General features: G+C 39.0%; 19 protein-coding genes. 9 read left to right on the top strand and 10 right to left on the bottom strand.

What is annotated here, in order from left to right; translation table 11 throughout:
- Positions 1–18: 18 nt before the first annotated feature.
- A complete protein-coding gene (locus tag MKY27_RS13545; RefSeq protein ID WP_339195712.1) occupies positions 19–1,629 on the bottom strand; it encodes a (2,3-dihydroxybenzoyl)adenylate synthase in 1,611 nt (536 codons plus the stop codon).
- Between the two features lie 358 nt (positions 1,630–1,987).
- On the opposite strand from MKY27_RS13545, the gene MKY27_RS13540 reads away from it, so the two are divergent.
- The 6 genes from MKY27_RS13540 (at position 1,988) to MKY27_RS13515 (ending at position 8,479) form a co-directional block, all read left to right on the top strand.
- Entirely contained in the window at positions 1,988–3,235 is a 1,248-nt protein-coding gene (locus MKY27_RS13540) for a VCBS repeat-containing protein (protein WP_339195710.1), read from the top strand.
- A gap of 14 nt (positions 3,236–3,249) precedes the next feature.
- Positions 3,250–3,948, top strand: coding sequence for a response regulator transcription factor (locus MKY27_RS13535; RefSeq protein ID WP_339195708.1), 699 nt, complete (start codon positions 3,250–3,252; stop codon positions 3,946–3,948).
- A 77-nt stretch (positions 3,949–4,025) separates the two neighbouring features.
- Positions 4,026–5,324 (top strand): HAMP domain-containing sensor histidine kinase, encoded by a 1,299-nt coding sequence (locus MKY27_RS13530; RefSeq protein ID WP_339195706.1) that lies wholly within the window; start codon positions 4,026–4,028, stop codon positions 5,322–5,324.
- Positions 5,325–5,343: 19 nt separating this feature from the next.
- Positions 5,344–6,132: a lysozyme inhibitor LprI family protein gene (locus MKY27_RS13525; RefSeq protein ID WP_339195703.1), complete on the top strand. Its 789-nt coding sequence runs from the start codon at positions 5,344–5,346 to the stop codon at positions 6,130–6,132.
- 315 nt (positions 6,133–6,447) lie between these two features.
- Positions 6,448–8,016 carry a BCCT family transporter gene (locus MKY27_RS13520; protein ID WP_339195700.1) on the top strand — a complete coding sequence of 523 codons (1,569 nt, stop codon included), beginning with the start codon at positions 6,448–6,450 and terminating at the stop codon, positions 8,014–8,016.
- Positions 8,017–8,173: 157 nt separating this feature from the next.
- Entirely contained in the window at positions 8,174–8,479 is a 306-nt protein-coding gene (locus MKY27_RS13515) for a DUF3243 domain-containing protein (RefSeq protein ID WP_339195697.1), read from the top strand.
- Between the two features lie 84 nt (positions 8,480–8,563).
- Here MKY27_RS13515 and MKY27_RS13510 read toward each other — a convergent pair whose 3' ends face one another.
- From MKY27_RS13510 to MKY27_RS13500, 3 genes are all read right to left on the bottom strand, one after another.
- Positions 8,564–10,249, bottom strand: coding sequence for a methyl-accepting chemotaxis protein (locus MKY27_RS13510; RefSeq protein ID WP_339195695.1), 1,686 nt, complete (start codon positions 10,247–10,249; stop codon positions 8,564–8,566).
- A 741-nt stretch (positions 10,250–10,990) separates the two neighbouring features.
- Positions 10,991–12,640: a methyl-accepting chemotaxis protein gene (locus MKY27_RS13505; protein WP_339195693.1), complete on the bottom strand. Its 1,650-nt coding sequence runs from the start codon at positions 12,638–12,640 to the stop codon at positions 10,991–10,993.
- Positions 12,641–12,659: 19 nt separating this feature from the next.
- On the bottom strand, positions 12,660–13,634 hold the full coding sequence (locus MKY27_RS13500) for a BMP family ABC transporter substrate-binding protein (protein ID WP_339195690.1): 975 nt from the start codon (positions 13,632–13,634) through the stop codon (positions 12,660–12,662).
- 603 nt (positions 13,635–14,237) lie between these two features.
- On the opposite strand from MKY27_RS13500, the gene MKY27_RS13495 reads away from it, so the two are divergent.
- The 3 genes from MKY27_RS13495 to MKY27_RS13485 all read left to right on the top strand — a co-directional run bounded on the left by MKY27_RS13495 (position 14,238) and on the right by MKY27_RS13485 (position 17,970).
- Positions 14,238–15,506 (top strand): histidine--tRNA ligase, encoded by a 1,269-nt coding sequence (locus tag MKY27_RS13495; protein ID WP_339195687.1) that lies wholly within the window; start codon positions 14,238–14,240, stop codon positions 15,504–15,506.
- Between the two features lie 20 nt (positions 15,507–15,526).
- On the top strand, positions 15,527–16,048 hold the full coding sequence (locus tag MKY27_RS13490; RefSeq protein ID WP_339195684.1) for a GNAT family N-acetyltransferase: 522 nt from the start codon (positions 15,527–15,529) through the stop codon (positions 16,046–16,048).
- Between the two features lie 218 nt (positions 16,049–16,266).
- On the top strand, positions 16,267–17,970 hold the full coding sequence (locus MKY27_RS13485) for a sensor domain-containing diguanylate cyclase (protein WP_339195681.1): 1,704 nt from the start codon (positions 16,267–16,269) through the stop codon (positions 17,968–17,970).
- A 128-nt stretch (positions 17,971–18,098) separates the two neighbouring features.
- Here MKY27_RS13485 and MKY27_RS13480 read toward each other — a convergent pair whose 3' ends face one another.
- The 6 genes from MKY27_RS13480 to MKY27_RS13455 form a co-directional block, all read right to left on the bottom strand.
- A complete protein-coding gene (locus MKY27_RS13480) occupies positions 18,099–18,731 on the bottom strand; it encodes a 3-oxoacid CoA-transferase subunit B (RefSeq protein ID WP_339195679.1) in 633 nt (210 codons plus the stop codon).
- Positions 18,731–19,429 carry a CoA transferase subunit A gene (locus tag MKY27_RS13475; protein ID WP_339195678.1) on the bottom strand — a complete coding sequence of 233 codons (699 nt, stop codon included), beginning with the start codon at positions 19,427–19,429 and terminating at the stop codon, positions 18,731–18,733. The genes MKY27_RS13480 and MKY27_RS13475 overlap by 1 nt, the downstream gene beginning before the upstream one ends.
- 35 nt (positions 19,430–19,464) lie before the next feature.
- The gene (locus MKY27_RS13470) at positions 19,465–19,764 is read right to left on the bottom strand and encodes a hypothetical protein (RefSeq protein WP_339195677.1); all 300 of its coding nucleotides are present in this window, start codon (positions 19,762–19,764) and stop codon (positions 19,465–19,467) included.
- The gene (locus tag MKY27_RS13465) at positions 19,751–21,076 is read right to left on the bottom strand and encodes an acyclic terpene utilization AtuA family protein (RefSeq protein ID WP_339195676.1); all 1,326 of its coding nucleotides are present in this window, start codon (positions 21,074–21,076) and stop codon (positions 19,751–19,753) included. Before MKY27_RS13465 ends, MKY27_RS13470 begins: the two co-directional genes overlap by 14 nt.
- Positions 21,077–21,086: 10 nt before the next feature.
- Entirely contained in the window at positions 21,087–22,379 is a 1,293-nt protein-coding gene (locus tag MKY27_RS13460; protein WP_339195673.1) for a citrate:proton symporter, read from the bottom strand.
- Between the two features lie 105 nt (positions 22,380–22,484).
- Entirely contained in the window at positions 22,485–23,369 is an 885-nt protein-coding gene (locus tag MKY27_RS13455) for a LysR family transcriptional regulator (RefSeq protein WP_339195671.1), read from the bottom strand.
- Positions 23,370–23,421 lie beyond the last annotated feature (52 nt).

The following is a 23,421-nucleotide window of genomic DNA, read 5'->3' as shown; positions in this document are numbered from 1 at the left end:
TTCTTAATATTCTGTACTTTAGCGTTGTAATTGCTGTTCAAGTAAAAGGCGTAAATCCTTTTTCGAAACTTTGCCTAGATGGGTCAATGGGAATTTCTCTACAAATAAAATTTCATCCGGAATTTTATAAGTAGCCAGTCCGCGCTCACGCAAGAATGACTTCAGCTGGCGTTTTGTTACATCCGTATTCCTTAGAATAATGAAGGCACAGCTTTTTTCACCCATATAGTAATCGGGCATTCCGACAATTGCAGCATCATGGACTGCTGGGTGGGCAAGCAGCATATTTTCCACTTCTTCCGCCGCAATTTTTTCCCCGCCGCGGTTAATTTGATCTTTTGCCCGGCCTTCTACGATCAAATAACCATCTTCCGTGCATCGGACAATATCACCAGTCCGGTAAAAGCCATCTTTTGTGAACGCCTTTTCATTATGTTCAGGCGCTTTATAGTATCCTTGGATCGTATAAGGTCCGCGTGTCAACAGATGACCTGTTTCTCCAACCGGCAATTCCTGGTCTTCATCATCCACGATTTTCACCTCGTCATATGGGGACATCGGGCGACCTTGCGTATGAATGACAATTTCATCAGGATCATCCAATCGAGTATAATTGACCAAACCTTCCGCCATCCCGAATACTTGCTGCAGTTGACAATCAAATACAGGACGCACACGTTTCGCTGCTTCAGCACTGAATTTCGAGCCGCCGACAAGCATGACTTCCAGGCTCGATAAATCATCCGTATGATTCGGCTTCACATCCAGCCAATGCAGGGCAAGGGACGGAACAAGCGGTACCATTGTCACACGGTGCTTTTCAATAAGCGGGAAAGCAACATCCGGACTAGGCGAAGGACTTAAAACGATTTTACCTCCAGCATAAAGGACTCCTAATATTCCCGGGGAACTCATCGGATAATTATGAGAAACCGGTAGCACAACCAAAAATACTGTCTCTTCGGTCACCTGGCATTGTTCAACACTCAACTTAATCGTGTACATATACTCGTCATGCGTTCTCGGAATCAGCTTGGAAAGTCCTGTACTTCCGCCAGATAGCTGCAGGAAGGCTACTTCGCTCCCTCGAACTTCAGGAAAATCGATAGATTGTGTACTGAATAATGAATCAAATGATACAAACTCCTGCGCCTCGCCAAGAACGATGACATGCTCCAGCGAATGAACTGCTTGCTGAACTTCTCGCGCAAGACCTCGGTAGTCAAATCCACCAAAATGATCCATTACGATATAAGCCTTCGCTTCTGCAAATTCGCAGAAGTATCGAATCTCATTGGAACGGTGAGAGGGAAGTGAAAAGACAGGCAGTGCACCAATCTTAAATAGGGCAAATACAATTTCTACATACCCCGCCACATTCGGAAGCTGTACAACGACTCGATCCTCTTTCTGAATCCCAAGCAGTAAAAGACCGGCTGCCAACTGGTCCACACGCTCATTAAGCTGTGCATATGTAAGTGATCGTTTCTCATCCATAACCGCCACATTGTCAGCATATTGCCGAGCTCGATCTTCAAGCATCTGGCCAAAAGTTAAACCTGCCCAGCAACCAGACTCCCGATAAAACTCAGCTCGCTCAGCAGGCCACGGTGTAAAACCATCTAACATGGGCTGAAACCTCCTATAATAAATCTTCAATTATCAATATACCGATAATGATATTGATAATCATTATCAATATACTGTAACGGCTATGCTACTCCTTTAACGATTACTCGTCAACAATTGCTGAACAATTTGATTCAATTAGACCAATCGCTCTGGTTCTTTCGGCTTTTTTCTATTTATTATCATGGACTTAAAGAGGGATCTGTAAAATACAGGCGGATAGTTACCTAAAAATTAGGGAAGTGTGTCATAAGCAAAGTGAACTGTAACCTTTTTGTAACTCTTTCTATAGGTGTTGGCTATATAATAAACTTATTCCAATTTATAGTGTTTTGAAAAGTTAGGGGTGCGTATGCACATGAGAAAAGGCATTGGATGGATAACGATATTATTGATTACATTGCTTGCGGGATGCGATCTTGTAAAATCCCCGAATGAGTTAATTACTTCACCACAGCAGCAAGACGAGCAAAAAAGAAATATGGAACAACAGCTGAGAGCATTGTTGCCACCTTCCAGTGAACTCGTCACACCTGTGCAAAGCGACATAAACCAGTCCATTTTTATCGAGGATCTGGATGGCGACGGACAGCAAGAAGCCATTGTCTTATACAGAAATCCACAACAGAAATCGCAAGTCCATATCGTTGTTTTACAAGAAGAAGATAGTGAATGGCAGGAAGCAACGCATATTGAACCAGATGGGCAGGCAATCGATTACTTCGGACTTCATGACTTGGATGAAGACGGGGTCATGGAAGTAGTAGCGGGTTTGGGAGAAAGTGAGTTTGAAACGAAAAAACAGCTGATGATTTATATATGGCAGGACAGGAGCTTGAAAAAGACGGTCGAACGCAGTTATGAAGGGCTTGATATTTCAGATTATAATACTGATGAAAGATTGGAACTTCTACTTGTGGACGGTGAAAGAAGAGCATTCTATACTGCCGAATTATTCCACTATGAATTGGGCGATTTAGTGTCCCTATCTGCAGTTTCTTTAAACAGCTATGCATTTCATCAGCGGATAAAGAGCGGAAAACTAAATGACGGGAATCACGCATTATTTATCGATAGTGCAATTGGTGTGAACGCTATGCTAACCGAAATTGTTGCATATGACGGTACTAAACTGATAAAGGTAGGTGCTGAACAGGGTGATCTCGCATTTAAATCGCTGCCTTTATACAGCGCGGATATTAATGAAGATAACATAGTGGAAGTCGGTGAAACATATTTGCCGCAAGGGTGGATAGAAGAAGATCCAACTGAAACCCCGTACATCGTGAGCTACGTCACCTATTCCATCAATGGTACTTCTAAAAAAACAGCAGAACGGGCTACCAACCTGGAACATACTTTTTATATAGATATTCCGGAAAAATGGCACGGAAAAGTAACCATTAAGTCGATAGAAAACGGCATCCAACTTGTATCCCTGGTCAACAATAAACTGCTTTTTGAAGTGAAATGGACAAATAAAGAAACAACCAATTCCGCTCATACAATAATAAAAGAAACAAAAGATATGATTTATTATACGACGTTAGAAGAACACCCGGATTTTCCTGTTGAAACATTTCATTTGGAACAATTCGAGTTTTAAGCGGGGGGAGAAATATGACAAACATCCTAGTTGTTGAAGATGAATTATCCATTCGCAGTTTTGTCTCATTAAGTTTGAGAAAAAAAGGCTATGAAGTGGTGGAAGCCGAATCAGGCGAACAGGCATTACAATTATTTGAAAATAGGAGTTTTGATGTTGTTTTGCTCGATTTAATGTTGCCGGGAATCGATGGATTTGCAGTGTGCGAAAAGATCAGGAAAATGAATCAAAAGGTAGGCATCATCATGATTACGGCCAAAACACAAGAGAAGGATAAAATTGAGGGCCTTGTAATAGGGGCTGATGATTATTTATGTAAACCGTTTAGTCTGGAGGAATTGGAAGTAAGAATTTTTTCGCTCTTGCGTAGAATGAATGTCGCTGACGGGGCAACATTCAAAAAAAGCGATCTGCTGATTACAGGGGACTTTAAAATGGATTTAGGAAACAATAAATTTTACAGTTCTGATGAAGTAGTAAAATTGACACCGACTGAATTTTCCCTGCTGCATTTTCTAATGGCGCATCCAAATGAATTGTTTACAAGGAATGAGTTATTGGATGTTGTGTGGGGCGAACATTATGTAGGTGAATTAAAAGTAGTGGATGTCAACATTAGACGGATACGCCAGAAAATAGAAAAGGATCCTTCCTCCCCAATGTATTTATGTACAGAATGGGGACGCGGTTACCACTGGAAGGTCGGCGAATGAAACGGAAAGTCATTCTATATTTCATGATTATCATTATTTTGACATTAACCCTTGTGATGACAGTGTTTTGGGGGGCAATGACAAAGTATTATCACCAAGGAATCGCCAATACGTTTCAACAACATGTTGAAGCTTTACATCCAAGGTGGGCAAATGAAATCGAGCTTACTTCTGACAGAATAAAAGATTTCAGTGACTTCGTTGTAAAAAGCTTTGAGTTTGACGGTGCAGAACTGCAGCTGTTAAATAGCAATGGTGAAATGATTCAGTCTTCTACAGGTTTTTATGAAGACATCAGCTATACAGTGAATCCGAATCTTTTTTCTTCCTATAGCCCTTATTATGAAAAGGAGGAGCTTGAACAGACAGAAGAGAAAGTTTTGGCAACATATATCCCGCTGATTCTTGACGGGAAAGTGATAGGCGTACTCCGTTATACGACGTCATTAACAGAGACCAACCTTCTCATTCAAAGCCTGTTGGGATACGGCATTTTACTTTGTCTCGGAGTTGCGGCAATAGTCTTTCTTGTAGCCCTTCAGCTTGCCCATTCGATTGTGAAGCCATTTAATGAAATCATTCAATTTACAGAGACAATGGCGAAAGGCCAATTCGAAAAAAGAATCAAGGAAGATTTTCCGGATGAATTAGGCGAAATGTCAAAAACACTGAACTATATGGCGGATGTGATTGTCAAAACGGACCAGTTAAAGAATGATTTTATCTCTTCGATTTCCCATGAACTTCGGACACCGTTGACAGGAATAAAAGGGTGGGCTGAAATGCTGGAGTCACCGGAAGGGTTAACGGAAAAAGAAATCAGTTTTGGTTTACGGATGATCAACGGTGAATCCGATCGCCTCATAAAATTGGTGGAGGATCTTCTGAACTTCTCAAGGTATGAGTCAAACCGAATGGAGCTGCATCCGACAAAGTTTGCCTATGAGACACTGGTTGAAGAAGTGACATTACAACTGCAAAGTAAGGCGAATGAAAAGAATATACACATGAAACTTATTAGTACGCCAGTTAACATTTACGCCGATGAACATAAAATCAGGCAAGTATTATTGAATATACTCGAAAATGCGATTAAGTTTTCACCTCCCGATAGTGAAATAGTGATTAAGCAGTACGAATTGAACGGGAAGGCGGTTTGTATGATTCGAGATGATGGAATTGGAATAAAGGAAGAACAATTACAGCATATTATGAATTCTTTTTATAAAGCCGATGTGAAATCCGTTGGTGCCGGACTTGGATTAGCAATTTCCCGTACAATTATTTTAAAGCATGGCGGGACAATCAAAGTGAATAGTGCTTACGGAAAAGGTACGGAAGTTTATATTGAATTGCCCTTAAATAGTAGCCTGTAAGAGAGAGAAGGAAACCAACATGAAGAAATTAGTAGGAATGTTTACTGCTTGCTTATTGCTGGCCGGCTGTGGTACCGAAAGTGAGGAGAAACTAAAAGACAAGATCATCGTAGCGATGGAGAATGAAGAATATGAAAAAGCACTTACACTAATCGATGAAAATAGCGAAACCGATGAAGAGACAAAAGTTTTATCTGCTCAACTTCAGGCATTTAAAGAAGTGAAGAATGCAGAGGACCAGGCTGATTGGGACCATGTTTTGGAAAAAGCATACTCGCTGCTGGAAATCCCGGCCTTGGATAATAGTTTGAAAAAAGAGCTGGAAGATATGATTGTAGAAGCAGAAACGGAAATTAATAAAAGTATCAGAGAAAGCTTTGAACAAAATTCCGTGAACGGTGACGAAGAAGGAAATCCCCCGCCTGGAGAACCGGAAGATTTATCTGTCAGCATGAAAGAAAAGTACCTCGCTAAATTAGCGGAGGTAGAAAAAAGTGTGAAAGAGTTTGATGAAACTTTTGATCAAGGGATACAGGTAGAAATGACTGCAGCGGAGGGAGAAATATTCTCGGCATGGGATAAGCTGTTAAATGAAATCTACGCAGATCTAAAAAAAACCTTGCCGCCTACTAATATGGGTAAACTAAGAGAAGAGCAGCGAGACTGGCTGGTATATCGCGATGAAAAGGCGACAGAGGACGCATTACAATATAAAGGCGGATCGATGGAAACGCTACAGTACGTAAGCACACAAGCACAGTTAACAAAAGAGAGATGCTATGAATTGGTCGATTTATATATGAAATAGAAAATGAACGAGACTGTGGGGAGGATTCCTTGCAGTCTTATTTTAAAGTTCTCTCTGATGTTCTAATATCACAAAAATTCTTCTAATAAAACTCGGAAGTTCTAATAACCCCCCTTAGCTCTGATGAACGGTCATGCGAAAAATATTATATTCGAATGCGTTGCAATAGTATTTTAGAAAATAATAAAAATTAGTAGTAAATCCAACGTATACCGCCAAAATAGTTATAGAGAGATAGTAACATTCATAGTAAGGATGTTTAAAAATAGAATAATATGGGTATCTTCTCTTCAATGTACTTAAAGAGGTGAACATATGAAAGGGAAATATTTTTCGAATACTGTATTTACAGTATCAGCAGCATTTATTTTAATTTGTGTTATTTTTGGGAGTGTGGCACCCGATGCCTTTAGTAATATTGCTACATATTTATTTAATTTAACAACCGACTATTTTGGATGGTTTTACTTGCTGTCCGTATTTATTATTATTGTCTTTCTTTTAGTACTGGCAATCTCCAAGTTCGGGAAAATTCGTCTAGGCGGAAAAGATGCAAGACCGGAATTTAAGTTCCATACATGGATTGCGCTACTGTTTGCGGCAGGTCTAGGTATCGGATTAGTTTTCTGGGGTGTTGCCGAACCGATGAGTCATTATTTTAAAACACCGTTTAACGATGTTCAAGCGCAAACAACAGATGCTGCCCGTCTCGCAATGGGTTATGCTTTTTTCCACTGGGGAATTAGCCAATGGTCAGTATTTGCGATTATCGGTTTAGTTATGGCCTATATGCAGTTCAACAAAAAAAGGGATTTATTAATATCTACGGCGTTAGAGCCTGTCACAGGAACAAATCGCGGCATTAAAAATACGGTAGATATTTTGGCTGTTATTGCTACTGTAATGGGTGTTGCCACATCAATCGGCTTAGGTGTTTTGCAAACGAACGGTGGTCTAAATGCCGTCTTTAACACACCGATTTCAATTTGGGTACAGTTAGCAATCATAGCTGTAGTTTTCATTGGATATATGGCATCTTCCATAAGTGGCCTACAAAAGGGGATTCGTATATTAAGTAATGTAAATATGTACTTAGCCATAATCTTACTGTTATTTGTTTTTGTTACAGGCCCTACAGTTTTCATCATGGAAACTTTCGTTTTAGCGATCAGTGATTATATTACGAATTTCGTCCAGTACAGCTTACGTTTGCAGCCGTATGCCGGGGGAACGTGGGTAAAGGACTGGACAATTTTCTATTGGGCGTGGGCGATTGCCTGGTCACCATTTGTCGGGTCTTTCGTAGCGCGCGTATCGAGAGGACGTACCATCCGTGAATTTATCGTAGGGGTTTTAATCATTCCACCGGTAATTTCTTGTTTCTGGATCGCGGTATTTGGCGGTTCAGCACTTTACTTTGATCTGAACAAAGGCACAACAATCGCCGAAGCCGTTAATACTGATTTGACTGTCGCCTTGTTCCTGATGTTGGAACAGCTTCCGTTAACAACGATCGCTTCTATTTTAGGGATTGTGTTAATTGTCATTTTCCTTATTACTTCAGGCGACACAGCCACATTTATTATGGCAAGTATGACGGATAAAGGGACATTGAACCCTCATAACAGATTAAAAGTAATATGGGGTGTATTAATCGCTGCGATTGCAAGTGTACTATTGTTTTCAGGCGGACTTGAAGCATTGCAAACGGCTTCACTTATATCAGCACTTCCTTTTACAGTCGTCATGCTCTTACTCATTGTCTCCTTCTTTAAAATGATCCGACATGAAATTATTCCTATTACGAAGCGGGATGTCCGTCGTCATAAACGGATTATGGAGCATATTGAAAAAACTGAAAGCGAAACTAAATTAAAAAAATAAATGACAGACCGGGCACTGCTCACCTGAATTGTATAGGTGAAGCAATGCCCTTTTTTCTAGAAGTAGTCCAAAGACTTTTTTGAAAGAAAGTTTAATTATGTATGAGGCGGGTAATTGTTAGGGGAACGCCAAAACACAATCTAGGAGGAATTACAAAATGAGTGAAATGAATAACATCAACAAGAAACTTGAAGAATTATCTCCTGAAAAAAAGGATCAGATTTTAGAAAGCTTTTCAACGTTCAAAAGTTATTTGAACGACCAGCTTGCTAAAGGTGAACGACTTGGTTTGAGCGATGATATGTTGGCTAAAGGTGCAAAGTTTGTAGCGGATCATTTAGCTAAAAACGAAGAACCTCGAAACAGTGAAGAGAAAGTGCTACAGGAATTATGGAAAGTAGCAGATGAAAGCGAAAAGAAATCATTAGCTAGTGTGCTAGTGAAAATGGTACAAGCAGATTAATTCGTTGGATTGAAGGATAGCAGTATCTAACACTACAAATAAACGCAAAAGCTGATGTTCCAGCTTTTGCGTTTTTCACGTTTTCTACACTTTAAACTGATTGATTTGTTCTTGAATACCGACAGCGCCTTCGCTCAATGATTGAGCGACATCGTTAATTTCCTGCATTGTAGCAGTTTGTTCTTCAACTGCCGATAGGACAATACCAACTTCACCTGCAGCACTGTTAGCTGCATGGGCCATCTCAGCAACAGATGCCGCAACTTCCTCAGTACTTGCGGAAATTTGTTCGGACGATGCAGATACTTCCTGAATTTGAGCAGTCATCTCTGTAATCGACCCGACAATATGATTAAATGAAACTTGCGCATTTTGTAAGTAAATAACACCTTGATCGACATTTTGAACCGTTGCATTGACGCTTTCTTCAACTTCTCTCGTATCTTCCTGAATCGTCGATGTTAAGCCGGCAATTTGTGATGCCGAGTTTTTCGACTGCTCAGCCAGTTTGCGCACTTCGTCAGCGACAACGGCAAACCCTTTACCATGTTCTCCGGCACGGGCCGCTTCAATTGCCGCATTAAGAGCAAGCAGGTTTGTCTGGTCTGTAATATCCGTAATCACTTTCGTAATGTTTTCGATTTCGGCAGATTGTCTGCTCAGCTGCTTAATTTTTTCTTTTGTTTCATAAGAAGACTGCTGAATGACTGACATTTGCTGTTCAGCTGTGTGTAGCGTGTGACCGCCTTCTCCTGCGATTGTCTGCATATCCATTGCATGTGAGTTCAATACTTGCGCGGCTTCAGCGATTCGGCTTACACCTTGAGCTGTTTCATCCATTGCGATTGCACAATCATTTCCGATTGCTGCAGCATGACTACCGCCTTCAGCAACGGTTTCCACACGTTTAGCAATATCAGCGGAAGTAACCGACACTTCATCGGTACTGCTCGCCAGCTGTTCGGAAGCTGCTGTTGCACTAGAAACATTCAGCGATACATTATTGATTAAGTTGGAAAGGCTGGCTTTCATTGCATTAAAGGCAGTCGCAAGCTCCTTAATCTCATCTTTTGATTTGACATGAATATCTTCCTCGCGTAAATCGCCGTTTGCAATTACATTTGCCGCATTTGTTAATCTGCGTAACGGGCGGGTAATGCTGATGGTAATAAAAAAGCCTAAGCATGATGCAAGTAAAACACCAATTACGGAAATCGTAATCATCATCGTTTTACTGATACCTGCACTTGCTGTAGTTTCATCACTTGTCGTATTCATTTGTTCCTTTTGAAAATCAACCATATTGTTGATAGTTTGCAGGATATTGCGGTTTGTTGGTACAGCAAACTCAAATAGCATATTAGTGGCTTTTTCGATCTCATCGCTATCCACATAGTCAATAATTTGAGATACATAATCATTATATAAAACTTCATTTTCTTTTAGAGTAGCGATTTGTTCCTGCATTTCAGCGGTTTTGAATAATCCTTCGATGGCGCTGACTGTATTTGAAATCGTCTCTCTTTGAGTAGTAAGGCTTTCTAAATCAGCTGGGTCCTGGCGTAAAACATAAGAGCGGACATACAGCCCTTGTAATGATGTTGCATTTTGAATTACCGAAAGTTCCGTTACTTTATATACTCGATCTTCTATTACGAACGAATAATCCTCATCAATTTCAGTCATTTTCATGACAGAAAAAGCTGAGAGAAAAATAAGAATCAAAACAACGATACCAAAGCTCCCGAACAATTTCTTTCCAATTTTCATAATTTAATTTTCCTCCGAATGTCATAGTTAAAATATATCTATAACTTCGGTTTAAATTTAAAGTAATTAAGGCTAATTTTTAGGGGAGTATGTAGTAATTTAGACTAAAAATGAAGTTTGGGAGTTAAGTAAAATTTATTATGGTTTAAGCAGGATATTTTGTCATATAACATTTCTGTTTATGGAATCGAATTGCTGAGGTTGGTTTTTCTAATAAATTGTGGGGATGTTCTAATATATCGAAAAGTTTTCTAATAAAAGTCCGATGTTCTAATATAAGTGCCGGTTGTTCTAATAAGTATCCGAGATGTGCTAATAAAGGCGATGTATGTTCTAATAACGACTCGTGATCTTCTAATATCAGGTTCAACTCTTCTAATAAAACATGAAACCGTACCCCGCAACTCGCTACATAAGCAAAACAACCCTATACTTTAAACACGTTTAAAGATAACTTCTAATAAACTTAACAGATGTTCTAATAACCACTCGTGATCTTCTAATATCAGATTCAACTCTTCTAATAAAACATGAAACCGTATCCCGCAACTCGTAAAATAAAGAAACTTCGCCATACTCGAAGCCCGTTTATATAACTCTTCTAATAAACTTAACAGATGTTCTAATACCCTCCGCGGACTTCCAATATCGGTATCAATTCTTCTAATAAACCCAGCCCATCCACCCCAACCCAATAAAAAAACCGAAACCCTATTAAAGGATTTCGGTTGGAACATAATATTAAGTTCTAAACTTCGCCACAATACCTTGCAGCTCTTCAGCTAGATGAGCAAGGGAACCGGCTGCAGTATTCACTTCCGACATCGAAGCAAGCTGCTCCTCAGAAGCGGATGCTACCGACACAGCATTGTCTGCAGTAGTTTCGGAAACCGCAGCCATTTGCAGTGACTGCTCTGACACCGATTCCATTTTCGAATGGATGCTGTCAGATACAGCGGTAATTTCATTTACCTGATTTTGTACTTGCCCAATAATAGCAAGAATCTCGTCAAACGTTGCCTTCGTATCATGCGAAATTGTAATCCCGGCATTGACGCGTTCTTTCACTTGCTGGATCGATGAAACGGTTGTCGTCGTATCATTTTCAATTTCAGCAGCAATACGCGAAATATCGGATACGGACTGCTTCGTCTGCTCGGATAATTTCTTCACTTCATCCGCCACAACAGCAAAGCCTTTACCAGCTTCACCCGCACGCGCTGCTTCAATTGCAGCATTCAGTGCAAGCAGGTTCGTCTGATCGGAAATATCCTGTACAAGCTTTAAAATATTTACGATTTCAGTCGTACGGCTAGCAAGAAGTGTTAACGAATCCGCTGTTTCTTCTACTGTCGACTGAATGAGGTTCATTTGAGATACGGTGTTTTCTACATACACCGAACCTTTCTCAATTTTTTCATTAGTTGAAATAGACAATGCGGTCGCCTGAGTTGCCTGATTCGCAATTTCTTCAGCTTCTTCCAGTACTTTCTGTGCAAAGGCGGCAGAGGAGCTCGACATTTCTTTTTGCTTGTCCGCTGCGTCCGATACATTTTGAATGGAAGTGGAAATCAGTTCCGTACCAAGCATTGTTTCATCGGCACTGGCCATCAGCTCCTCGGCAGATGCTGCAACCTGATCTGAACTGTCCGATACATGCGTAATGATTTCCTTTAAGTTGCCTGTCATTTGGCGGAATGAAGTTTGCAGTTCACCAACTTCATCATCAGCCTCCTGATCTTCAAACTGCACATTTAAATTCCCAGCAGCAATTTCTTTGGCGCCTGTCGTTAATCGACCGATGCGGCCAACAATTCTGTTTGTGAAATACAGTGCCGACACGACACTTACGATAATAAGCACGATAGCAGAAATAATGGAAATCCATGTAATCGCATTTATTTTATTGCCAAGCTCTTGCTGCATCGCCGTATAGTTTGCACTCACATCGCGTTTCAGCTCGATTACATCATTGACGATTCCTCGCGTACGCTGGGATTGACGCTTAATTTCCGCGACATTTGTTTCCTGTAGGGAAGCGGCAGTCGCTTCGGAAATTTTTGCGAACTTTTCTTCAAACTGTCCACTAATTTGACGTTGGCGTTCTGTTGAAAAACTGCCTTTCAGATTGTTATAAACTTCTTCAGTTCTCGCTAAATCCGTTTCGATATTATATTTGTTGTTCTCGGATACATTGATCGAATAGACGCTCAATGATTTTTGCAGGCTTTGAACCGAGCTGTTTAATTCCTCAACGGCAACTAAGGAATCCACGACTTCTTCCGTTGATGCGTTCAGGCTCATAAGCTGGCTAATATTATAGCCGATAATACAGACAGCCAGTAGCAGCGGTACCAATGCCAACGTTAATATTTTCTGTTTTAATTTCACTGTTGTACGATCCTTTCTTCTACTTAATCGTCACTTGACCGTCCGCAAGCTCCTGCTGTAACTGTTCAATTTGCTTTTGTTCCTGTGCAGTTAAATTCACAACACGGATTGGTGCAAGACTTACACCATTTTCTTTAATGCCAAGCACTTTATCTTTTTCCGAAAGTGTCCCTGTTTCCGCGATTTCTTTAATTGCCTCATAAACAGCAGTATCCACCTGTTTTAGCATCGAAGAAACAATCGTATCCTCAGCAAGGAAAAACTGATCGCTGTCCACACCGAATGCATGTACACCGGCTTCCTGTGCCGCCAAAATAGAGCCGACCCCTGTAAAACCGGCAGCAGGATAAATATAATCCGCACCTTGCTCAATCATATCGCGGGCAATCGAAGCACCTAGCTGATCATCCCCGAAATCACCTGCATATTCGGATAACACTTCTATGTCAGGTTTTACTTGTTTGGCACCTGCTTTAAATCCGGTTTCAAAACGCTCGATTACTTCATTTTTAACACCACCGATAAATCCGATTGTATTACTATCTGTTTTCATCGCAGCGAGTGCCCCTAGCAGATAGGAACCTTCATCTTCTTTAAAAGTTATATTGTGAACATTCGGCAGGTCAGACACTGCGTCGATTAATATAAATTGCTCGTCCGGATTAGCAGCAGCTACTGCTTCCATATCCTCCTGGACTGTAAACCCGATCCCAATAATCAGATCCTGTCCTTCCGCAACGAGTTCTTCCAATCCTTGCTTATATGTACCGGTAAATTCAAGTTCACGGTAATCAAACGTAATATCTAGTTCATCGCGTGCTTTCTCAAGACCTTCAAAAGCAAGATCTGAAAACGACTGATCGCCAAGTCCTGCATCTGACAGCATGACACCAATTTTCACCCGTTCCTTTGTCTCTTCCTCTGACTTCTGTGAGCAGGCAGAGAGCACGACTACAACGAGAAGACTTATAAAAAACAACCATCTTCTTTTCATTCCATCAGTCCTTTACAATAAATACATTATGTAGAAGTTCGACCTCCAACATTTACAATTTTAACGTATACTTGTCATTTAATAAATGAAATAAAAAAATTTTGCATATAATTAACAATTATTAGGAAGTTCTCTCTGAAGATGGTTTTTATTAGAAGAAACCTGCGGAATATTAGAAGAAGTGCGAGTGATATTAGCTAATCAGACGGTCATATTAGAACAACGCACCCCCTTTTTAGAACACCAGTCGAATATATTAGAAAACCGTAACTTTATTAGAAGAAATAAAAATATTTTAGAACATCTCAAAATATATTAGAACTTCCCACAGTTATAAATAGAAAATTCTTAAACCAGAGTTGACACATTATGGAAGCATACGGTATAGTGTAGTAATTAAAAAAAGGGAGAGAACTTTATGAAAGGCATCATATATTCTCAGCAGTTTGCACAATTACATCTTCATATTAAGTAGTCTTGCTATCTTTATTAAATTTTTAATAATGAATAGGAAGACTTTTTCGCATTGAATCGTATAATAAAGCCGCTTTGGAGCTTTATCATTATACGATTTTTTTATTTCTCAAAAATAGGAGGATTCGTATGAAAAAGATGGACTATCAAAACGTAAGAGGAACACAGGATTATTTGCCAACGCAGGAAGTCATCAGACGCAACATTCGGCGCACATTAGAAGATACGTTTATATTGTATGGATGCAAGCCATTGGAGACACCGATATTAAACTATACAAAGTTAATGGCTTCCAAATATGCAGGTGGGGCGGAAATTTTAAAGGAAATGTACACATTAACAGATCGAGGGGAACGTGATTTAGCACTCCGTTATGATTTAACGATACCTTTTGCGAAAGTGATTGCGATGAACCCACAATTATCAATGCCTTTTAAACGTTATGAAATCGGGAAAGTCTTCCGGGATGGGCCGATAAAAGCAGGAAGGTTTAGAGAGTTTACTCAATGCGATGTGGATGTTGTTGGCATCGAGTCCCAGTCAGCAGAGGCTGAACTGATGATGATGACAATTGATGCATTTAACAAGTTGAATATTGAAATGGTGATTCAATTCAATAACCGCAAGCTATTGGCAGGATTACTGCAATTTTTTGAAGTTCCTCAAACAAAATTAAACAGCGTCATTCTTATACTCGATAAGATGGAGAAAATAGATCAAATCACTTTACTGAAAGAACTGGAAGAACAGAACCTATTACCTTCCACAATTGAATTGATTAAGCAATTTTTGAACGCTAATCCGACACTCGCATATTTCGAGAAGTACCGTATGGAGAATGAATTAATTAAGCAAGGCTTTGAAGAATTAGTGGAGCTGATAGATTATTTACAAGTTTTAAATGTCGGAGAGAGTTGTGTATTTAACCCCTTTTTAGCCCGTGGTCTGGAAATTTATACAGGAACGATTTATGAGCTGTTTCTAAAAGATGGTGCCATTAAATCAAGTATTGGAGGCGGCGGTCGGTACGATAATGCCATTGGAGGCTTGATCGGTTCAGAGGAAAAAATTTCGACTGTCGGCATTTCATTTGGTTTGGATGTTATTTATACAGCGATGGAGCAAAGAGAAATTCATGCCAACGAGGCGTTAGTAGATATTTTTATTATTCCATTAAATACGGAAAAAGAAGCAATGCGTTTAGCATGGCAATTACGCCAGCAAGGAAATCGTGTAGAAGTCGAATTAAGCGGAAAGAAATTGCGAAAAGCGATGGAAAAAGCAAATCGTGAAAAAATCCGGAAAGTAATTATTTTAGGAGAAAATGAAATTCAGAGCGGACGATATGAGTTGAAAGATATGCTAACAGGTGAAATTGAGCAATTTGAAATACTTTAATTAGGAAGGGAAGAGAAGTCATGATTATTCGCAGAGCAACTATAAGTGATGCACCGGGGATTGCCAAAGTCCATGTTGATAGTTGGCGAACTACATATAAAGGCATTATTCCCCAGAGCTTTCTGGATGGGCTAAGCTATGAGCAACGTACAAAACTTTGGGAGAACAATATTTCAGATAAGCCTAGTATGATATTTGTTGCAGAAAATGAGGGAGAAATTATTGGTTTTGTCACAGGGGGCAAACGTAATACAAATGAAGAGGCAGGAGCAAGCGATTTAACATCGATTTATTTACTTGAAGAATGGCAAGGCAAAAGAGTCGGGAAAAAACTACTGAATCAAATTATGAATGTCTTTTTAGAGCAGGGTTATCAAAAAATCTATGTTGAAGTTTTAGCAGAGAATAAAACAAGACAGTTTTATCAATATTATAGTGCTGAGTATGTTAAAACCGTTCAATTAAATATAGCAGGTGAGATATTAAATGAAGAGATTTATGTATGGAATAATGTAGAAAAAGTAATCCAGCAGTCTAAATAAAATATTTACATTTTTTGGCTTATTTCAAATAATATTATTGAATAATTGTAAAATTATGTTATTATTTTACAGTACGATAAAGCTAAAAACCTATCAATTCCCTAATTATTAGGATAATAGAAATAAAAAATTAGGAACTAAAACATGCTACATTCCTTAGTAGTCATGTTATACTAAATGTTGTCAGACATTTCAGTTAAAAGGGGAGGGGGCCCGGTATGGAATTTAATCGAAGAACGAAACAGAATGTATTATTGCTTTGGTTAGCTACTGGGCTACCCCTTATTTACGGATTATATTTTCTGTTTCCAAGTCAGCCGATTGACTGGGAAATTTTCGTCTATTTGTCTATTTTCGCGCTCATTACAACAGCGATACCATTCCAAATTAGGAATACGACGATTATTCTTTCCCAATGGGTGACATTGGCAGCCTTTTTGCTGTATGGTGTCGGGGCAGAAATGCTGATCGTACAGTTAAGTATTTTGCCGATTATTTACCAGATGAGAAATCATAAAGATGCATTTTACCGCATTATTTTTACTTCGTGGATGTTTGCCTATACGTCGTTTTTCGCTGCTGGCATTGTACATTTAGCAGGGTTTGAAGTAGGGAATTCGAATTTAACGCATTTACTGCTTTACGGAACAGTATTTGTCGGCTTGCATTTGTTTATCAATCATACGATTTTGTATGTGCGTGACCGTTTTACAGGAGAAAACGAAAAGTTTTTCAGTGAACATATATTATGGGATTATGGCAGTGCGACTATTACGATCCCGTTTGCAGTTACACTAGTTATCTTGATTAATAGTATAGGGGCACCAGCGATTTTCCTGCTCGGCATTCCGTTTTTTGCGATAACGTTTATTGCAAAAATGTACAATATTTCGGAACGGGTCAACCATTCGCTCAGTAAAGCAAGCGAGTTTGGTCATGAGCTTGCAGATCGATTAAGCGCACAGCAAATTATTGAACTGTTTATGCACCGGGTAAGTCAGCTGTTTGCACATGATGCAATGTATCTTGTCGACCATATTCAGGGAAAATACGTGATATTGCGTGCACGAGTAGATGGAAAGGATATCGAAATTCAGGCTGATTCCGATTCAATCCGCGATTCTTTTATTCATATTTGTTTCCAGACGGAAGACAAGAAAGTGTTCTCCAGTGCAAAAGAATGGGAAAAAGATGCACCTGATTTTATTCCTCTTGATATGAACAGTGTCATGATTGTTCCTATACACCGTAACCAGAAAACAGAAGGAACACTCGTCTTAACAGCGCGTAAAAAGAATGCATTTGAAAAGTATCAGATGGATATCGTTCACTTACTGTCCACGTATTTTGCCGTGTCACTTGAAAAAGCGAAGTATTTCAGCGCGGCAGTTGAGAAAAGTGAGACATGTGCATTAACTGGTCTCTATAATTATCATTTTTTAGATAAAAGACTAGTGATGGAGCAGGAACGCATCATAGCGAACCCCCATCTGCAGTTTTCATTGCTAATGATGGATATCGATTATTTCAAACGAATTAATGACACGTATGGCCATCATGCGGGTAATATTATCCTTCAAAATTTCGCGAAGCTGCTGGAAAACTTTGTTCCGGAAGAAGCGGTTTTGGCAAGGTATGGGGGAGAGGAGTTTGTCATGCTGTTGCCGCATATGACGAAGGAAGAGGCAGTGCAATTAGGTGAAGAAATTCGTCAATGTGTGGAAGTAACACCATTTTTAATTGAATCCGATTTAGCCGAAGAAGGTCAGAAAGAACTGGTATTTGTAACAGTGAGTATCGGTGTTTCAAACGTACCGGACGACACGAATGAAACAAAAGGGCTTCTGCGCAACGCCGACCGTGCCCTTTATATCGGAGCAAAACAGGCAGGGCGTAATAAAGTTGCTGAGTATTCACGTTAGAAAAATCCCTCAAGATTTTTTCCTTGAGGGATTTTTCCATTATAGTATTTGTCGATTCGTATTACTTTTTCAGTGAAAAATATAAAGCGTAATAGTGTATCCGAAAAGGTCAATGTGAGGATAGGTTCTTATAGTGCATTAATAAAAGATGCCTCAGTTTTTTCGATGACTTCTTCCACTGTAACACCTTCCTGTAATCCAACTAAAGTCATTTGATCATCTTTAAAATCAAATACGGCTAAATCAGTAATCAAGCGATGTACAACACTTCTTCCTGTCAGGGGTAAAGAACATTCTTTTTTTACTTTAGATTCACCGTATTTGTTAGTATGTTCCATAATGACAATTACCTTTTTAGCGCCTACGACTAAATCCATAGCACCGCCCATACCTTTTACAACTTTTCCGGGTATCATCCAGTTGGCAAGGTCACCTGATTGTGAAACTTCCATGCCACCTAAAATTGCTAAATCAATATGCCCGCCGCGAATCATGCCAAAGCTGGTGGCACTATCAAAATAAGCTGCGCCTGGTCTTGCTGTAACAGTTTCTTTGCCGGCATTAATCAGATCTGCATCGACTTCATCTAAGGTTGGATAGGGTCCTATTCCAAGTAAGCCATTTTCAGATTGTAAAAATACATTGAAATCTGAAGGGATTTCATTGGCGATAAGTGTTGGCATTCCAATTCCTAAATTTACATACATCCCATCTTCAATTTCCTGGACGGCAGTTTTAATAATCTTCGTACGTGAATCCATTAGTTTTCCTCCCTTAGCATCATACGTTCAATACGTTTTTCAAAATGGGGGCTATGAATAATACGTTGAACATAAACACCCGGTAAGTGGATTTCGTCAGGATTTAAATCACCAATTTCTACAAGTTCCTCTACCTCGACAATGGTAATTTTACCGGCAGTCGCCACAAGAGGGTTGAAATTACGAGATGTTTTTCGAAATTGTAAATTACCGGATTTATCTGCTTTCCAAGCTTTTACAAGAGCAAAGTCTCCCTGAATTGCATTTTCCAATATATACGGTTTTCCGTTAAATTCTTTCACTTCTTTACCTTCTGCAACTGGGGTACCGACACCGGTGGCTGTATAAAACCCGGGGATTCCTGCGCCGCCTGCTCGGATCCTTTCCGCTAAAGTACCTTGGGGAGTTAGCTCTACATCTAATTCACCAGATAAAAATTGCTGTTCGAATGTTTTATTTTCACCAACATAAGAAGCAATCATCTTTTTAATTTGACGGTTTTTTAAAAGGATACCAAGACCAAAGTCATCTACCCCGCAATTGTTGCTGACAACTGTTAAATCTTTGATATTCTTTTTTTGAACAGCACTGATAAGGTGTTCAGGAATACCGCAAAGGCCAAATCCACCTACTAATAATGTTGTGCTATCTTTAATATCTTCAACAGCCTTATCAAAAGATTCAAAAACCTTATTCATAAACTAGCCTCCTAAATAGCTATAACTTTTAATGCTTACACTTCTAATTCAAGAAGGGAGTAACTTAATGATTTACCATGTGTATCCATTGTTAAAGAGGTAGTAACGCCTGTATCAAGTGCTTGGTGGCAAATAAATTGAATAGCGCCAATAGATTCAAGTACATATCGCTCAATTTTGCCTAATACGATTCCTTCGAGATGTTGTTTTAACACATCCACTGTAAGTTTTTCTACTAGAAGTGGCAGATCCTCCTGTTTATAGGCAATGACTGACATCGTCAAAGAATTCCCTTTATCACCGGTTCTGCAATGTGCTAAGTTATACAGTTTCATTAGAATTACACTCCTTAAACAACGTATTCAGCACTACTTCCTGTTCATCAATAAATGTTGAAACGATACCTACTAATTCCACTACGTTCTTACGTGCACCGCCGCCTCCAGCAGGCCCATTCGTATATAATGCCTCTACTTCTTCTCCTACAAGGCTCGCATAGTTCGGATTATTTGTTTTTCCGGCTATTCTAAGACGGATTTCATATGGATCGGTATCTCTAAATTCTTTACGATGTGCTGAATTGAGTCCAATTAAATCTACACGGAAATCAGAGTATAAATGCCCGATACGTGTACGAATTATTTCTCCGGCTAATTTTGCACGAGGAACAGCATTAGGTCCTGCATAAGTAATTTCGCCTTCACCGATCAATCCTGCATTATATCCGATGCTGACTTTGAGCGTTTCGGGTTTTCCTACTGCAGAAACCCCGGATACTTTAATGTGATCCTTTTTTAAATACTCAAATTTTACTTTTGAAAAATCAGCGATAATATCAGGAGTATAGTAGGCATGTGGATTCAATACCTCATAAAGCAGCTGTTCCTTCATCGTCGCAAGGCTAAGCTCGCCACCTGTTCCCTCAACTTTACTGAATATAGCTGTCCCGTCTGAATCTATATCAGCAAACGGGAATCCGAGTGTTGCCATACCTTCTATATCCTTAATACCTGGATCTGCAAAGTATCCGCCCGTGAGCTGTCCTGCACATTCCAATAAATGACCAACGACTGTGCCTTGAGCAATTTTATCTAATTCGTCCAGCGACCATCCGAATTCATGAATCATTGGTGCAACGAATAGGGATGGATCTGCTACGCGTCCTGTAATGATGATTTGGGCATCAGACTTTAGGGCATCCAATAAAGCTTTAGCACCAATATAGGCATTAGCTGAAAGAATCTCTTCATAATCCCCGAGCTTTTTCCCCGACTCCCAAATATCATAGTTGTCAGTCAGTTTACTTAAAACATCATCACCAGTAACGATGGCTACTTTTACATTGATATTTAGTTCTTGTGCAATGGAAATGATTTTTTCGGCCCCGGCAATGGGGTTGGCAGCACCCATATTTGAAATAATGCGCGTTTTCTTGTTTGCTAATTTTGGTAAAAGAGAACGCATTCTTTTTTCTAACAAGGGATCATAGCCTAAATTGTTGTTTGCAAGCTTTCTTTTTTGAGCCAAGGCAATTGTTCTTTCCGCCAAACATTCCAATACTAAATAATCTAAATTACCTTTTTCCAATAGTATTTCTGCCGGTTCAATTCGGTCTCCGGCAAACCCTGTTCCTACACCTATTCTCATGCTTTTCACCTCAAATTGAAATTGCTCCGATTAATAATGCAACAACAGTCATAACAATCGTTGTCATGAATGCCCATTTAAAAATAAACTTTTGATGATCTACTAAATCAACTTGCGCCAATCCTATTAAAATAAAAGTTGAAGCCGTCAATGGACTTAAAGGGAAACCTACTGTCATTTGACCTAATATTGCAGCGCGTCCGATTTCAAATGGATCAATGCCCAAATTTGCAGCAGTTTCTGCAATAACGGGTAACACGCCAAAATAATATGCATCTGGTGTGAATACTAAACTAAGGGGCATCGATGTAATGGCTACTATAACGGGTAAAAATCTTCCCATAGATTCTGGTATTAAACTAACAAATGCCAAAGCCATCTCTTCAATCATTCCAGTACCATTTAAAATCCCCGTAAATATACCCGCTGCGAAAATCATTGTAGCGACCAGAATAACACTGCTGGCATGTGCAGCAATTCGGGATTGCTGATCTTTTTGGTTTGGATAGTTCACCATAAGTGCTATTACAAAAGCAATGATAAATACCACAGGCATCGGCAACCATGCACCTACTAGTAATACAAGCAACGAAATTGTTAAAAGAAGATTGAACAGTACAAGTTTTGGACGACGATATTTCATTTCTTCTTCAGATAAATTCAATTGCAGCTCTGTTTCTTCAAGTGTTAAAACACCTAAACGCTTACGTTCTTTTCTTCCTATTAAATAAGAAGCGAATAATACCCAAGCAATTCCTGCTATCATTGCGGGGATAACAGGGTTAAATATGTCACTAGCTTCTCCGCCCAATACTGTCATGGCACGGGCTGTCGGACCGCCCCATGGCACAATGTTCATAACACCAGCCCCAAGAGCAACTACACCAGCCAATACTAGCCTGCTGATTCCTAAACGATTATAAATAGGCAGCATCGCTGAGATTGTAATAATGAATGTTGCAGAACCATTTCCATCCAGGTGAACAAGCATTGCTAGTACAGCTGTACCCATTACTACTTTAAGAGGATCACCTTTGACTATTTTTAAAATAAAGCGAATCATAGGATCGAATAATCCAGCATCTAACATAATACTAAAGAATAAAATCGCAAATACTAACATTATTCCAGTTGGAGCAACGGTAGTTAAACCGTTTAGCATCATTTCCCCTAGGTCTAACCCGAACCCGCCAATTAATCCGAAGACTATTGGTACTAAAACTAACGCAACTATAACTGATACTTTTTTAGAAAAAATTAGAATCAAAAAAATTCCGATAGTTAAAAAACCTAATAAAGCCATATGTAATTCCTCCGTTTTTTGCTCTAAATTTAATTAAAATTCTATATTATGTATGAAAAATAGTAAAATGAATAAAGAGACTTCTTAGTATTCCAAAATGGAATACTAAGGTTTAAAGGAATCTATTTTATTAATAAAACTTTGTAGAGCGAAGGATTTATAGGAGTCTTTCAAAGTAATGAAAACTAATGACCATAAGAGTGGTTTCCCTTTTAATTTAATTAATTTAATATCAGGATTCACATTTTTGGAATAGATGGATTTTGGTAATAATGTAACAGCATTATGGGAAGCTGTAAGTTCCAAAATCAAATCCCATTGAGAGCTTTTATATAAAATGTTTGGGAAAAAACCATTTGTTTTACATGCATTGATGATATAGTCATGTAATGTAAATTCCTCGGAGAAAATTATGAACTTTTCATTCTTTAATTCTGAAATCGCAAGTTCTGAACGATTTGCTAAAGGGTGATTCTTGTTTAAAAAAACATAAAATTCATCCTCAATAAAGGGATAAAAGTTGTAATCATCTTTTGTTAAGTGAGTTTTTACAATAAGGGCAATATCAACTTTTCCATCATTTAAAATTTGTTCTAATTTTTTTGCACCACGTTCGAACAATTCAATTTTAATATTGGCATGTGATTCATAATATTCTTTTGCGATTTTAGGGAAAAATAAGGTTCCTATCAACTGAGGAATGCCTAGCAAGATTCTTCCGTTCTCAATATTTTTCGTTTGATTAATCAATAAATGGAGATCATCTACAGAGTTAATGATCTCGCGGCCTTGTTGATAAACGATTTTCCCGATATCTGTTAGATGTAATTTATTTTTGATACGAATAATTAGCTGGCTCTCAAATTGAGTTTCTAATCGTTTTACACTTTTACTTAAAGACGATTGTGTAACATACATTTCTTCGGCAGCTTTTGTGAAACTACTATGATCGACAACTTTAATAAAGTTTTTCAAATCTCTTATTTCCATAATGTCCATCCCCTTAATGCCATTAATAATAGAAATATTAGTAAATTTATGG

The sequence above is a fragment of the Solibacillus sp. FSL R5-0449 genome (genome assembly GCF_037975215.1).
In the GTDB taxonomy this organism is placed as follows: Bacteria; Bacillota; Bacilli; order Bacillales_A; family Planococcaceae; genus Solibacillus.
The sequence above is the reverse complement of the archived record's forward strand: the minus strand, read 5'-3'. Positions and strand labels throughout refer to the sequence as shown.